Here is a 14,177-nt window from a genome sequence, read left to right on the forward strand (position 1 = left end):
CCCTCATGAATTATTTACGGGGCAATCAGAAATACTGGTGGCTGCATAATGATTGCACTTAATACTTGAATTCGAGATAGGTTAAATATTGCCCCTTACCAATCAAAACTTTATTTTTACTAAATTAAAACGGCTTATTTTTAGCCGCTATTTCTTTTAAAATCTTTTATAACTAAAGCGCTTCAAAAATAGCAGCTATACCTTGTCCGCCACCAATACACATAGTGACCAAGCCGTATTTACCGTTAATGCGTTTCAGTTCGTACAGGCATTTGGTTGATAAAATAGCACCGGTTGCGCCAACAGGGTGGCCAAGTGCTATAGCTCCGCCATTGAGGTTTACTTTATGCTCAGGAAAGTTTAACTCGTTGCCTACGCATAATGCCTGTGCGGCAAAGGCTTCGTTTGATTCTATTACGTCCATGTCATCAATAGTTAATCCAGTTTTTTCAAACACCTGTTGCACAGCAGGAATAGGCCCTGTGCCCATTAATGAAGGCTCAACACCTGCTCTGGCATAACCGACTAGGCGACCGAGTGGTTTTAAGCCTTGTTCATTGGCCTTTTGCTCCGACATAAGCACTAACATGGCTGCGCCATCATTAATACCTGATGAGGTGGCTGCGGTGACTGTACCATTTTGTTTAAAGTAGGGTTTTAAGGTGGCGAGTTTTTCGGCCGTTGTGTCAGCACGAACATGCTCGTCAGTATCAAAAATTTGATTACCGTTACGAGATTTAATTTCGATGGGCATTATTTGCTGTTTAAAATAGCCTGCGGTAATGGCTTTAGCCGCTTTATGATGGCTTTGTGCTGCGTAAGCGTCTTGTTGCTTGCGGCTAATGCTATATTTTTCTGCAATGTTTTCAGCGGTAACGCCCATAGGCGTGTTGTCCCATGGGTCTTGTAATGTGGTAGTTAGCTCATCAACTACTGTACTATCACCCATTTTTTGGCCCCAACGATTACTTGCTAGAGTGTAGCCTGAGCTACTCATGCTTTCTGCTCCGCCTGCTAAAGCTGCGTTTACATCACCTAATTGAATTTGTTGTGCTGCTTGTATAATGGCTTCTAAACCCGAACCACACAAGCGGTTGAGTGTTACCGCGTGACTGCTAATTGGTAACCCTGCATCTAGCCCAATAACTCGCGACAAATACGCGTCTTTAGGACCGTTATGTATCACTTTACCTACCACACATGAACCAACTTGCTTTGGTGAAATATTGGCTCTGGCTAATGCTTCTTTGGCGCACATAGTGCCTAACTGAGCGGGAGTGAAGTTTTTAAGGCTGCCACCAAAGCTACCGATAGCAGTGCGTACTGCACTTAATATTACTACGCTATTGTTATTAAATTTTGTCATTGTGTTCTCTTTATTATTTTTTTTGCTTGTATCCACTTTATTCTAAATGATATTAAAAGAGCAAAAGGATAAAGGTTGACTTTAATTCATCAAAACATAATTTTAAAATAAACTAAAGCTGCAGGCGTTGAGTTGATATATAACTTTGTTAATCATTTTATGTTTTTGCTTTAAAGAGATTTAAAAAGAGGATTTAAAAAGAGGATTTAAAAGAGAGATTTAAAAGAGAGATTTAAAAGGACAGGCACAAAGTATTTGCAAAACTCACATTAGCTACTACTGTTATTATATCCAGTGCTTATTGGTTTTGTATTTTATGACACGCGCAAGAAAAAATCTCATTGATTTGGCATCAACATCTTATTATCACTTAATAGCTAGATGCGTTAGGCGAGCTTTTTTGTGTGGTGATGATAAATACACAGGTAAAAACTTTGATCACCGCAGAGAGTGGCTAGTAGAGCGTATAAAGTTGTTAAGTAGTGTGTTTGCCATAGAGATTGCAGCTTACGCAATTATGAGTAATCACTATCACTTAGTTGTAAATGTTAATAGAAAGCAGGCACTAGATTGGGCAGATAGTGAAGTAATTGAACGCTGGTATAGGCTTTATAATGGCCACGCTTTGGTGGATAGTTACTTAAAAGGCGAGCAGTTAGATAATGCGAGTTCAGTTTGCTTTAATGAAATTATAGCTAAATGGCGAGAAAGACTTTACGACATAAGCTGGTATATGAAAAACCTAAATGAATACATTGCCCGTGAAGCAAATAAGGAAGATAGCTGCACAGGTAAGTACTGGGAAGGGCGCTATAAATCACAAGCATTATTAGATGAAACCGCATTGCTTAGTTGCATGGCCTATGTCGATTTAAATCCTATTAGAGCAAACATGGCCGGTACGCTAGAAGACAGTGATTTCACTTCAATTCAAGAGCGTATAGCACAATTGACAGCCTTTACTAAAAATATGGTTCAAACAAATAACCCCTCAAAGCAAAAAGATAGTGTTCAAGATCAAAGTCAACCAAGTCAACTAAAGCCATTTTGCGCTAACAACATAAAACACACTATACCTTTTGCGTTACTAGATTACCTAGAATTAGTAGATTGGAGTGGTCGTCAAATTTCTCCAAACAAAAAAGGATATATAAATAAAGCAATTCCTAAAGTGCTAGTTACTCTGAATATAGAAGAAGCACAATGGCTTGAATCGATTCAACGATTTAGGCATAAATATTCAAACTTTGCAGGGAGTAAACAACGATTAAAGCAGCAAGCCGCGAATAACGATGTTAAATGGTACAAAGGTGCAGGGTGAGCGCCACACCTTCAGCGATAACTTAAACAACAACTTTAACAAACCACCTTTGAAACTAACTTTACCTGCCTGATATCCCTACTAAACATATATCTACTAATAACTTAAATTATATAAACTAATAGAGCGTAGAAGTGAGAGGGAATTAGTAAATAACGATGACGAACTTTGAGGTTAAATAAACCAGGTAATATGTGCCTGTCCCATTTTAATCCCTTTTTAATATGCCTGTCCCATTTTTATGTCCCATTTTTAATAATAAATAACATCATGCCAATATTGCAATAAACACCGTTTATGGTATAAGACTGCCAGCTTTAGTTTACTCAATATAGTATGGATAATAGCAAGGGTGAGCAAGCCAATTCAATCTATTGAATTTTTTGGACTTTTATCGAAAAACGGCGCCCAGTATTACCTTTAATATAAAGCCGCTTTGCAGCAACAGCACTTAACCAAACACACCGAATTTATTTTAGCCTACGGCTACACCTTAAATCATACGTACCGCACGAATGCTTATATGAGCACGTACCTGGGTATTTAGTATTAATTACACGCCGCTGGTGATGATCACGCTAGGCATGTCATTTTGTAAGTTAATTAATTCTAACCACACGGCTATGGCCGTAAATTTGTGTAACCAGTTTATAAGCTACAGCACTTTATAAACGTCAATGCTTTAAACGTAATCCAACAAAAGCGGCATTACCTCACATGCCAAGCTTTGCAAACAGCCTATAAGTACTAAGCACTAGTTACTGCTTTAGGCTGCAATTCAATTTTAGTTATGTAATTAACAAGGTTAACAATGAACACCAATTTTAAAGAGCGTAAGCTTACTTATTTATCTGCTTGTTTAGTTTTCTTATTTACCAGCCAAACAAGCTCAGCCTTTGAGCAACCACCGCTAATTAATCAGGCTAATACAGCTATAGAGAGGGTTGCAGTGATAGGCTCGCGCCATGTATACAGCAGTAACTTTACGCCTTTAGAAACACCACAAGCTGAGCAAACAATCGATTTAGCAACGCTTGAAAATGCTGGCGCATGGGATTTAAACCAAGCATTGGATCTATCTGCTTCGGTTGCTAGGCAAAATAACTTTGGTGGCCTGTTAAATAATTTTGCTTTACGTGGTTTTACAGGAGATGAAAACCTCTCGAGTAACTACTTAGTTAATGGCTTTAATATAGGCTGGGGCTTGGGTGGTACGCGAGATCTGTCAAGTATTGCCTCGGTTGAGGTGCTAAAAGGGCCGCGTGCTGCGTTATTTGGTCGGGGAGAACCTGGCGGAGTGGTTAACTTAATAACTAAACGGCCAACATTTGATACCGCAGGCGAACTAAAACTTGCTGTTGCAAGTGAGGATACCTATAGGGCTGATATAGATTACACCACTGGGGTTTCTGATGATGTTGCAATTAGACTGATCGGTTTTTATGAAGGTTCAAATAGCTTTAGAGACACCATTAAAAAAACCAAACAAGGCGTTAGCCCATCAGTAGCTTGGTATATTAACGACAATAGTGAACTGATTTACGAACTTGAATACAGTAAGCAAACAATACCTTTTGATAGAGGAGTGTTAGCAATAAATGGTGAGCTTGGGGTTATTCCTGCAAACCGATTTTTAGGTGAGCCGGGTGATGGCCCTATTACAGCACAAGTAATTGGCCATCAGCTTGAACTTAAGCATGATATTAATGACGACTGGAGTGTATTAATTGCTGCTAATTACCGTGATACTAAGTTAACCGGTTTTGCCACTGAAACTGGTTTTGCAGGTGTAGTGAATGATGAGGTTAATCGCTTTAGGCGTTATCGAGATTACAGTGCAAACTATAAGGTTTTACGCGGCGAAATTACTGGCGATATTAATTTTGCAGGGTTTGAGCATCGTTTAACTATAGGGGCTGATACCGATAAATTTGAAAACGATCAGTTTTTACTACAGGTAAAGGGCGATCAATATATTAATGTATATAACCCAGAGTATGGTGCTTATGCGCTACCTGCACCCACCACTCATACTGATCGTATTGAAATTCAGCAATCATTGGGCGTATTTATACAAGATCAAATAAGTTTAACCAATAAGCTAGATATACGTCTTGGCGCGCGTTTAGACGATTTTAAGCAAACACTTAATAATCGTTTAACTAATACAGGGTATAAACAAACAGAATCGCGTATTAGTCCGCAATTAGGGGCTGTGTATGCGGTGTCTGACTTTATATCGGCTTATGCGGCTTATGGTGAAAACTTTCGTCCGCTTTCGGGTACTGACGCCCAGGGAAACGGCTTTAAACCAAACCAAACAACTTCAAAGGAAGTTGGCGTTAAGGTTAGTCTAAATAACGGTGCGCTGGTGGGCACCTTAGCCTTATTTAAAGTTGAGCAACAAAATATGTTGGTAGTAGACGATCCAACAGCATTTACCAGTGCCGCTATTGGGGAGGCGCAAAGTAAAGGGTTTGAAATTGATATAAATGGTCAACTAACGAATAACTTAAACCTGTGGGCGTCTTATGCTTATGTTGATGCAACAACCAAAAATTCATTTTACGATAGCAACTTTGGCCTAAATATAGCTGCAGGCAGCTCGCTGTTAAATATTCCTCAGCATCAATTGAGTTTACAGTTGGTAAAGTCGACAGAAGTGAATGGAAAAGCACTAAAATTGGGTGGTGGTTTACTTTATGTGGGAGATCGAAATGGCTTTTTTGGTACCGACTTTACACTGCCAAGTTATATAACTGCTCGGGCATTTATGCGTTACGCCGTATCAGACTCAATAACGCTAACAGGGGAGCTAGATAACTTATTTAATGAAACTTATTATATCAGCTCATTTTCAGACGCTTGGGTGCAACCAGGCACGCCTCGTAGTGTTAGATTTTCTGCCTCGTTTAAGTTTTAATACCTTACACGTATTTTAAAAACGTATAACAGGCTGGTTAATATAAGCAGCCTGTTAGTTAATCTAGTATTGAGTAAGGTATTTTATTGTGGGTACTTTAGTGGCTTGCTTTATCGCCCCAAATTTCTTCTAGGCGGTTGTCGCGCCCACAACGCCAGCGATAGGTATTGTAGCGAATAGGATTGTTTTTATAATAATCTTGATGGTAACTTTCATCGCCTTTAATTGGGTAAAAAGTACTGGTGTTTAGTATAGGGGTAACCACGGTTTTATTTGGGAACTGTTTGCTCACTGCTTGTTTAGATTGCACTGCTAATTTGCGCTCTTGCTCGTTAGCTACAAAAATAGCGCTTAAGTAACTTGGCCCTTTATCGCAAAATTGGCCTTTAGCATCAAAGGGATCAATGTTTACCCAGTAATGCTCGAGTATAGCTTTATAGCTAACTATTGCAGGATCGTAAGTAATTTCTACAGCTTCATAATGACCACGATGATTGCCGTTATAAGTTGGGTTTTTAAGTTTACCTCCCGTAAAACCCGATATTACATCGGTTACACCTGCTAGCTTTTCAAAATCACTTTCCATACACCAAAAGCAACCTCCGGCTAAAACGGCTTTTTCGGTTTTGTTTGCATGGGCGAGCGAGGCATAAAATATAACGGATGATGTTAACGCTAAGGCTAATATTCTTTTCATAAAATCTCGCATCTGTTTGATGAATGTATAAATAAATATATTGGTATAGTTACTAGACCCGCTATTAGTAAAACGTATTTCATTTTTATTTGTAAGCCGCAACGCGCTTTAGTGAATGAGGCCGCTTTAATAAAACCCACTTTAAAGCCTAAACCCTATTTTTGAGACTAACGCAAAGCTTGTTAGCTAATTTTAAGAACAGTAAAACTAATAAAATGCTTATTGCCGGTGGATCACAACTAGGCATTAGCAAAAAGATAGCGGGTAGGTGCTTAGTACACAAGCTTATAAAAAGTTAACTGCCAATACCGCTGGTGGGGGTATGTATTTAAAAAGTAGGGAAGTAAGATATTTAGCACAAATGGCGTTGACTGTGTGCGTACAGTGTTTGTTTTTATATAATAAACTTTATGTATAAATTCAGTTTTATAATAGGTTGTTATATATAAAGTTTTAACTTTAAATGGTGCCGGTTTACTTAGCTGGGTTACAATATTGCAGGCAACTGTATTTATATACAGTAGTTGTTTGGGGATGTATAATATTACCTGTACTTATTAAAGTGCAGAATAGGAGTTTAATAAGAAATGGCTAGTGTATTAAACACCTTATTCAGAGCTTATTTTATTTATACTGAATGCTATTAGCTTTAATGGACAAAGTTATGAGCAAAAAGAACACATCATGCTTTGTTGTGGGTGAGTATAGTTTAGCAATAGCGCTAATCTTTATGTTTTCTTTATCATAAGTAAAGGGCGGGGCTTACCGCATAGCGATGCTCCGTTTTAGTTACCAGTAATTATATAGTGCTCTGTTTATAGCAAAGCTATTTTTTGGGTAAGTTGCCTTAACATAGCATCGGCATTGGGAGATTGCTCGTTTAACCCGCTAATTAAAGTCATAAAGTAGCAGTCAATCATTACGCTTGCTTTTACGTCATCAATTTGAGTTTGCTGCTGAAATAATAACTGTTTAAACAGGCTTACTTGCTCACTAAAAAAGGTTGCTTGCCAAATAACATTACTGATAAGTATTTTACTAAATTCACTGTTTTCACAATAAAAATAATACAGGGGATGTGCATAATGACGCAGTTTTAATCTAGGAGAGTGTTGTTTATCGGATGCGCGAGCTTGATTAATTATAGCGGTAATTTGTTGCTGCATTCCGGCAATTAATAAGTCTATTTTATTTTCGAAATGACTAAATACAGTGCCCACAGCCACACCAGCAGCTGTTGCAATTTCTCGGGTTGAGGTATGCTCGTAACCTTGTAATAAAAATAACTCCCAAGCAGATGCTAAAATTTTATTACGTGTTCTCTGTTTTTTATCCATTATATTTGTGTATTGCTCTCTACTAGTTTTATTAAGTAATGTTTGTAAGTGCAAAATAAGTGTTTATAAAACTGCATTAAAAACAATTGAGTACCCTATTTTAAGCTTGCAAATGCTTATTGATTATTCGCTACTTACTAAATTAAGTAAATAGTAATTGAGTGCGCTCATTTTTATTGTGAGCATGCTCAATTAATAATCTGCATTGTTATTATAGCAAACATGTATTTGTTCATTCTACAGGTTCTAGTTTGTTTATCTAACTCTCAAGTTAGAGTTTATTGCCTTATTTAAGCGCATTAAAATAAACCAGTAGCTTGGTTATAAGTGATAATAAATGCTATAAAAATTAGCTCAGTGTAATACTTAGGATATGTTGTTTAATAGCTGCATTTTAACTAAAATAACATTATTTATAATGGTTGGTGTGTAAATGAATCAATTAACCGAAAAATCGATTGGCTGCCCTTATTGCGGCGAAACAATTGACGTTTTACTAGATGCTGCAGATTTAGACCAACAGTATATTGAAGACTGCCAGGTATGTTGTAAGCCAATTATTTTTAAAGTTTTTGAAGATGCTGATGCTGAGCTTGGTGTTAATGTATACAGTGAAGATGATGCATTTTAACTTTTATAATCTCGCAGATTTAATTTAAAACCAAAAGGCTGCTTTTTATCAAAGCAGCCTTTTGGTTATTTATGTAAGCTAAAAAGTCGTTATTTATTTTGCTGCTCTCTTGCTAATTGGTTTGGCAATAATTGCTCTATAATTTCCCGAGCGGGAAGGGTGTAGCGCGTGCCGTCAAACATCACCGAAGTGAACTCGTTAATATTAGTAATCCCCGTTAGGGTCCAACCTTCGCCGCGCTCAGGGCAATAAACCGTGGTAGTGGGCTGTATTACTTTAAAATCGTCACTCATGGCTAATTACTCTCAATATATTGCTTGTTAATGCAGTATGGTAAGTTAATAATACTGTTATATAAAGTGCTATTTATTGCTTAATAGCTATTTTTACAAATACTGAATTTAAGTAGTAGGTAGCTCAAAAATTTATAATTTTGGTAATTGCATGTTTAAAACAATAACACTACCGCGAGTTACCTTGCGTTTAATAACTCACAAACATGGCGCAGCTTTGTTTGGCATTTTAAATCATCCTTTAGTGTCTCAATATAACGATTACCAAACACCGCTTAGCCAGCAACAGGTAAAGCAATTAATACAAAACGATATTAGCGGCTATTACGAAGGGGGTGTATTGCGCTTAGCAATTGAGCATAACAGCAATGGCCAATTGTTAGGCTCGTGTGGTTTATACAAAATAAATACAGACAAGCAAACTGCTTTTATAGGTTTTGAGCTACACCCAGATTTTTGGCAACAAGGAATTATGCAAGAAGTGCTTTTAGGTTTTATGGCAGTAATGCCTGCATTACAATTAAAACATTTGTATGCTGAGGTAAGTACACACAACCAACGTTCACACGCTTTGCTAATAAAGCTAGGGTTTACGCCAAAGTGTAGTGTACAAAATAGTGATAACAGTTCACTTTGGTATAAATTATTATAGAGTTAACGTGCTACAATAGCCGGTTTAAATCTAAACGTTACCTCCGTAATTACTGTAATTATTTATAAGTAATTACAATAAAGAACACATCATACTTATCATGGGGGAGCAATACCTTAGCAAAGGTGTTAAATTTATAAAGTAGCAGGGCAGTAGTAAATGCTAAGCGCTGATATTTATCTCAAATTACAATATCTTAGTTCATGACGACTTATCCGGTTCACTTAAATTGCACATTTGAGTTCGGCGTGTTTAACCTTTATGGTGGCTTTGGTCCGCACTTATAAAACCTACTATATGCAAGTGCACGTAACGTTATTTGAAATGACAGCTACAGAGCAAATTGATATAGCGTTTTCAAGGCCATTACTAAGAAGCACAATTAGCAATGAATTTATTAGCCATACGGTCTATCCAGATAAGCTAGTTACTCTTGTTAATCAAGGCCATAAATGTGAAAGTAAACAAGTCGGGTTTTCGCCAAATAGTGTTAGCAAACCTAGGCATATGCAAACATTAGTAACCGAGATTGTAATGTTTAGGAGTGGGGTGATAGGACTGTATTGTGCACAAGAAATTTTACAGTGAGGATGTCATTTTATAACGATAGAGAATGTAAGTACGCAAAGTCCACTACAAATTCAATTTAAAAAATGACGTAAGTACAACATTTGTAAATATAGTTTTAAGCGCCAAAATAGACATTCAAAGCAGCATGGCTGAGTGATGCTATAAACTTAAAACCAATAAAAAAGGCCTTGTTATGCTCTATAACAAGGCCTTTATAAAACTATGTTAGGCTTTAAAGTATATACCTAAAACCAATTGCGATGCCGTCATCTTCCGATTGTTCCATAAGTGCTTGTTGTTCTTTATTAGCACTTTCAAAGTCACCAAAATCTTTACGTGCTTCTATGTAAAGCTGGGTATTGTCGTCAAGTAAGTAATGAACACCAATAACGGCAAATTGACGCTTAAATACATCGTTAGGGTCGGCGTTAAAGTTAGGTTGAATTACGTAATCGTCGCCAGCATCAAAAAGGTTGTATGCAATAAATGGTCTAAAGTCATTATCGAAACGGTAAGATACAAATGTTTCTATACCAACTGCTTCTTTAATTAAGCGACCCAGATTGTCGGTATCATGGTTTTCGTTTTTATTAATGTTAGCGGCAGCGTATAAACCTGGTGCGTTAATGTTACCCCAAATAATACCAGCGCCATAAATTATATCTTCTACTGAGCGAGTTGTGCCATCGCCAAAGTGTAAGTCAAACTCCCCGCGGTTAATGCCGGCAGTTAACGTAAGCATATTGGTTACGTTATAAGTTACTGCGCCACCAAAAGTGTAATTAAACTCTACTTTTTGTGCTGTCGCATCGCCAGCTTCCCATTTTGTTTGGCACTGTGTTTCTGTAATATTGCTTACATCACAAGTGTAAAACTCACTGTTTTTTAGCTGCGTTTGTACGCTAAATTCAAAGTCGTTGTAAGTATTGCGATATTGCAGCGTTTTATCACCGCGACCGGTACCATTTACTGCGCCATCGTCTTTATTATATGTGTAAACACCTGCTGCGTTACCATCCCACACATAGCTGTAGTTGGTGGCGTAAACAACATCGAACCACGAACCCCATTGTTTACCAATGGTAATTTGACCATATTTATCATGCGATAAGCCGGCATAACCTAAGCGGTTATATAAAAACTCATCTTGAATAGATTCAAAACGGTTATTATAAACAATATCACTGTTACCAACAGGGTTTACACCCCATTCAATTAAGGCCAGTGCTTCCCAATCATTTTTTAATTGGCGTTTAAAAGCAAAGTTAATACGCGAGGCACCATTTACTATTTCAGTTTGGTTTTGGGTATTGATCGCACGAACGTCAATATAACCACCAATAGAGACAGCATTTTTATCGTCTTTATAAACTTCTACTGCTGATACAGCTGGAGCCGCTAAAATACTTACGCTTAGTAGAGTTGCTAACTTGTTATTTATCATTTGTTGCCTTGTGTAAATTTGATGCTTTTTTATTGGGGTATATCTGTGGGGTTGAAGACTAACAAAGCAATAATATGCTCAAAAGTGAAAAATAATCACCCGCAATAAACAAAATAAATGGCAAATATTCACCTAGCGTTAATTTTGTTTTTGTAGTGTTGCTTTTTTTAATGCTTTGAGTTGCTGGGTAGTTGTTTGGTATTAGAAATTAAAAAAATAAAGGTGAATTTTTTTCAAGTTGGCTAAAAAGTGAAGGGTAGTGCAAAAGCTCTAAGTGGCTTTTATATCATCAATATATACAAAAATATTTTTAATAAAAACTAAATGCGACAAACAAGCTAACAAACAGGTTAAACAGTTGTATTAAATAATTTTGCAGATGTTAACAACGGCGAATGAAATTCAGTCAGCAAAAATTTATTAATTAAATACGCACCAGCAGCAATATCAATTGCTGACTGATGTTGTTTTTGGATACAAATATTAAGGAGTTGCTAACTTTTCAAAATTGAAATTTGTTTAATTATGCGGCAATTTAATCGCTTTGTAAGGTGCGTTACCTAGTGTGCGTTAAGTAATATTTTACAACTTAATTATAGTTATTAAAGCAGACTCTTATTTGCGTATTTAGCCTTTAAACTTTCATAGAAAAAACGATGAATTTGGTTTAAACTGCGCGCAATTAAAATACATCATGTCTCCCTTGGAGGGTAGCGCTATTATTAGTACAGCTAACATCACCATGCAATTTGGTGCTAAACCATTATTTGAAAACATCTCAGCAAAATTTGGCGACGGCAACCGTTACGGTTTGATCGGTGCTAATGGTTGCGGTAAATCAACATTTATGAAAATTCTAAGTGGTGAGCTTGAGCCGTCTTCGGGTAACGTTAGCACTGATCCAAATGAACGAGTTGCTAAACTAAACCAAGACCAGTTTGCGTACGAAGAGTATTCTGTAATTGATACTGTGATCATGGGTCACAAGCAGTTATGGGAAATTAAACAAGAACGCGACCGTATTTACTCTTTAGCTGAAATGAGCGAAGCGGATGGCATGAAAGTAGCCGATTTGGAAACTGAATTTGCCGAAATGGACGGTTACTCTGCAGAATCTAAAGCGGGTGAGTTGTTATTAGGTGTAGGTATTGCTACTGAGCAACACTATGGCCCTATGTCAGAAATTGCGCCAGGTTTTAAATTGCGTGTACTTTTAGCACAGGTACTGTTTTCAGATCCTGAAATAATGCTACTCGATGAACCTACTAATAACTTGGATATTTATACAATCAAGTGGTTAGAAGATGTATTGAACCAACGCGATTGCACCATGATAATAATATCGCATGACCGCCACTTTTTAAACTCGGTTTGTACCCACATGGCCGATATTGATTACGGTGAGCTGCGTATTTATTCAGGTAACTACGACGAATACATGTTTGCTGCAACGCAAGCACGTGAGCGTCTGTTAAGTGAAAACGCCAAAAAGAAAAACCAAATTGCTGAACTTCAACAATTTGTATCGCGTTTTTCTGCTAATGCGTCAAAAGCTAAGCAAGCAACGTCGCGTGCTAAACGTATCGACAAAATTCAGTTAGATGAAGTTAAAGCGTCATCACGTCAAACGCCATTTATTCGTTTCGATCAAGAAAAACAATTATTCCGTAATGCGCTAGAAATGACTAACCTTAGCCAAGGTTTTGGCGACAACACTTTGTTCTCTGGCCTTGAAGGTTTAGTAGAAGTAGGTGAACGCATTGCTATTATTGGCGAAAACGGTGTAGGTAAAACAACACTGTTAAATACCTTTGCTGGGCGTTTAGCGCCTAAGTCGGGTGAGTTTAAGTGGTCTGAAAATGCCAATATTGGTTATTACGCGCAAGATCATGCAGATGAATTTGCCACCGATATGAACTTATTTGAGTGGATGGAGCAATGGCAGCAAGAAGGCGACGACGAGCAAGTGGTGCGCAGCTTTTTAGGCCGTATGTTGTTCTCTCAAAACGATATTAAAAAGTCGGTTAAAGTAATATCGGGTGGTGAGCAAGGCCGTATGTTATTTGGTAAAATTATGATGCATAAACCAAATATATTACTAATGGATGAGCCAACCAACCACATGGATATGGAATCTATTGAAGCACTTAACTTAGCACTTGAAGCCTACGAAGGTACTTTATTGTTTGTGTCTCACGATCGCCAATTTGTATCATCGGTTGCTACGCGTATCTGGGAAGTTAAAGACGGTAAGGTTATTGACTTTAGAGGTACCTACGCAGAGTACCTAGCAAGTAAAGAGGCGTAAATAGCGCTTTACTGCTAACTTTAAAAAGCCATGTTTAACATGGCTTTTTTTGTTTTTGTTAGTCGCAATTTAATGACTTTTGGGTATAATACCCGCCATAAAAGCGGACATAAGTCCGCTAGTTAAAATAGTATATTACTGAGGAGTATTTATGAAAGTTGGCATTATTATGGGTTCTAAATCAGATTGGCCAACCATGGAACATGCGGCGCTCATGCTAGAAAAATTTGGCATTGAGTACGAAACAAAAGTAGTTTCTGCCCACCGAACTCCTCAACTCCTTGCTGATTACGCAAGCTCAGCAAGTGACCGTGGTATTAAAGTTATAATTGCAGGCGCAGGCGGCGCGGCCCATTTGCCGGGTATGGCAGCTGCATTTACCTCATTACCAGTACTTGGTGTGCCAGTTAAATCAAAAGCGCTTAATGGTATTGATTCGCTACTTTCTATTTGCCAAATGCCTAAAGGTGTTGCGGTAGGGACATTAGCTATTGGTGAGCCTGGCGCTGCTAATGCAGGTTTACTTGCAGCGCAAATTTTAGGGTGTCAAAACCCTGAAATATTCGCAAAAATTGAAGCGTTTCGTAAAGAACAAACCGACACTATTTTAGCTAACCCTAATCCTGCAGAGTAAT

At 37.7% G+C, this 14,177-nt stretch carries 12 protein-coding genes; 7 read left to right on the forward strand and 5 right to left on the reverse strand.

Features of this window, described 5'->3' with window-relative positions; genetic code table 11:
- Positions 1–172: 172 nt before the first annotated feature.
- On the reverse strand, positions 173–1,366 hold the full coding sequence (locus tag J5X91_RS15185; RefSeq protein WP_208835163.1) for an acetyl-CoA C-acyltransferase family protein: 1,194 nt from the start codon (positions 1,364–1,366) through the stop codon (positions 173–175).
- A 316-nt stretch (positions 1,367–1,682) separates the two neighbouring features.
- Here J5X91_RS15185 and J5X91_RS15190 point away from each other — a divergent pair, with 316 nt between their 5' ends.
- Both J5X91_RS15190 and J5X91_RS15195 read left to right on the forward strand, forming a co-directional pair.
- Positions 1,683–2,687, forward strand: coding sequence for a transposase (locus J5X91_RS15190; RefSeq protein WP_348272535.1), 1,005 nt, complete (start codon positions 1,683–1,685; stop codon positions 2,685–2,687).
- 811 nt (positions 2,688–3,498) lie between these two features.
- Positions 3,499–5,610: a TonB-dependent siderophore receptor gene (locus J5X91_RS15195; RefSeq protein ID WP_208835165.1), complete on the forward strand. Its 2,112-nt coding sequence runs from the start codon at positions 3,499–3,501 to the stop codon at positions 5,608–5,610.
- Between the two features lie 97 nt (positions 5,611–5,707).
- Here the strand turns inward: J5X91_RS15195 and msrA are convergent, their stop codons facing one another.
- Together msrA and J5X91_RS15205 are read right to left on the reverse strand one after the other, a co-directional pair.
- Positions 5,708–6,307, reverse strand: coding sequence for a peptide-methionine (S)-S-oxide reductase MsrA (gene msrA / locus J5X91_RS15200; RefSeq protein ID WP_041454432.1), 600 nt, complete (start codon positions 6,305–6,307; stop codon positions 5,708–5,710).
- A gap of 815 nt (positions 6,308–7,122) precedes the next feature.
- Positions 7,123–7,644 carry a TetR/AcrR family transcriptional regulator gene (locus J5X91_RS15205; RefSeq protein WP_041454430.1) on the reverse strand — a complete coding sequence of 174 codons (522 nt, stop codon included), beginning with the start codon at positions 7,642–7,644 and terminating at the stop codon, positions 7,123–7,125.
- A gap of 433 nt (positions 7,645–8,077) precedes the next feature.
- On the opposite strand from J5X91_RS15205, the gene J5X91_RS15210 reads away from it, so the two are divergent.
- Positions 8,078–8,275, forward strand: a complete 198-nt coding sequence (locus J5X91_RS15210; RefSeq protein ID WP_011328257.1) for a CPXCG motif-containing cysteine-rich protein — start codon at positions 8,078–8,080, stop codon at positions 8,273–8,275.
- Positions 8,276–8,364: 89 nt separating this feature from the next.
- Here J5X91_RS15210 and J5X91_RS15215 read toward each other — a convergent pair whose 3' ends face one another.
- On the reverse strand, positions 8,365–8,568 hold the full coding sequence (locus J5X91_RS15215; RefSeq protein WP_011328256.1) for a hypothetical protein: 204 nt from the start codon (positions 8,566–8,568) through the stop codon (positions 8,365–8,367).
- Positions 8,569–8,719: 151 nt separating this feature from the next.
- Between J5X91_RS15215 and J5X91_RS15220 the strand changes: the two genes are divergently transcribed.
- Both J5X91_RS15220 and J5X91_RS15225 read left to right on the forward strand, forming a co-directional pair.
- On the forward strand, positions 8,720–9,220 hold the full coding sequence (locus tag J5X91_RS15220) for a GNAT family N-acetyltransferase (protein ID WP_208835166.1): 501 nt from the start codon (positions 8,720–8,722) through the stop codon (positions 9,218–9,220).
- A 297-nt stretch (positions 9,221–9,517) separates the two neighbouring features.
- Positions 9,518–9,808 carry a hypothetical protein gene (locus J5X91_RS15225; protein WP_208835167.1) on the forward strand — a complete coding sequence of 97 codons (291 nt, stop codon included), beginning with the start codon at positions 9,518–9,520 and terminating at the stop codon, positions 9,806–9,808.
- A 214-nt stretch (positions 9,809–10,022) separates the two neighbouring features.
- On the opposite strand, the gene J5X91_RS15230 is transcribed toward J5X91_RS15225, so the two are convergent.
- Positions 10,023–11,234 (reverse strand): porin, encoded by a 1,212-nt coding sequence (locus tag J5X91_RS15230; RefSeq protein ID WP_208835168.1) that lies wholly within the window; start codon positions 11,232–11,234, stop codon positions 10,023–10,025.
- Between the two features lie 718 nt (positions 11,235–11,952).
- Between J5X91_RS15230 and J5X91_RS15235 the strand changes: the two genes are divergently transcribed.
- Both J5X91_RS15235 and purE read left to right on the forward strand, forming a co-directional pair.
- Positions 11,953–13,542, forward strand: coding sequence for an ABC-F family ATPase (locus J5X91_RS15235; protein WP_080516828.1), 1,590 nt, complete (start codon positions 11,953–11,955; stop codon positions 13,540–13,542).
- 151 nt (positions 13,543–13,693) lie between these two features.
- Complete coding sequence (purE, locus tag J5X91_RS15240; RefSeq protein WP_011328251.1) at positions 13,694–14,176, forward strand: 5-(carboxyamino)imidazole ribonucleotide mutase; 483 nt, start codon at positions 13,694–13,696, stop codon at positions 14,174–14,176.
- Position 14,177: the final 1 nt, after the last annotated feature.

It is taken from the genome of Pseudoalteromonas sp. K222D, assembly GCF_017653575.1.
In the GTDB taxonomy this organism is placed as follows: domain Bacteria; phylum Pseudomonadota; class Gammaproteobacteria; order Enterobacterales; family Alteromonadaceae; genus Pseudoalteromonas; species Pseudoalteromonas nigrifaciens.

Excerpts from the sequence above, each read along its gene's own strand:
- J5X91_RS15185 (WP_208835163.1), bottom strand. The coding sequence starts at position 1,366 with ATGACAAAATTTAATAACAATAGCGTAGTAATATTAAGTGCAGTACGC.
- J5X91_RS15190 (WP_348272535.1), top strand. The coding sequence starts at position 1,683 with ATGACACGCGCAAGAAAAAATCTCATTGATTTGGCATCAACATCTTAT.
- J5X91_RS15195 (WP_208835165.1), top strand. The coding sequence starts at position 3,499 with ATGAACACCAATTTTAAAGAGCGTAAGCTTACTTATTTATCTGCTTGT.
- msrA (WP_041454432.1), bottom strand. The coding sequence starts at position 6,307 with ATGAAAAGAATATTAGCCTTAGCGTTAACATCATCCGTTATATTTTAT.
- J5X91_RS15205 (WP_041454430.1), bottom strand. The coding sequence starts at position 7,644 with ATGGATAAAAAACAGAGAACACGTAATAAAATTTTAGCATCTGCTTGG.
- J5X91_RS15210 (WP_011328257.1), top strand. The coding sequence starts at position 8,078 with ATGAATCAATTAACCGAAAAATCGATTGGCTGCCCTTATTGCGGCGAA.
- J5X91_RS15215 (WP_011328256.1), bottom strand. The coding sequence starts at position 8,568 with ATGAGTGACGATTTTAAAGTAATACAGCCCACTACCACGGTTTATTGC.
- J5X91_RS15220 (WP_208835166.1), top strand. The coding sequence starts at position 8,720 with ATGTTTAAAACAATAACACTACCGCGAGTTACCTTGCGTTTAATAACT.
- J5X91_RS15225 (WP_208835167.1), top strand. The coding sequence starts at position 9,518 with ATGCAAGTGCACGTAACGTTATTTGAAATGACAGCTACAGAGCAAATT.
- J5X91_RS15230 (WP_208835168.1), bottom strand. The coding sequence starts at position 11,234 with ATGATAAATAACAAGTTAGCAACTCTACTAAGCGTAAGTATTTTAGCG.
- purE (WP_011328251.1), top strand. The coding sequence starts at position 13,694 with ATGAAAGTTGGCATTATTATGGGTTCTAAATCAGATTGGCCAACCATG.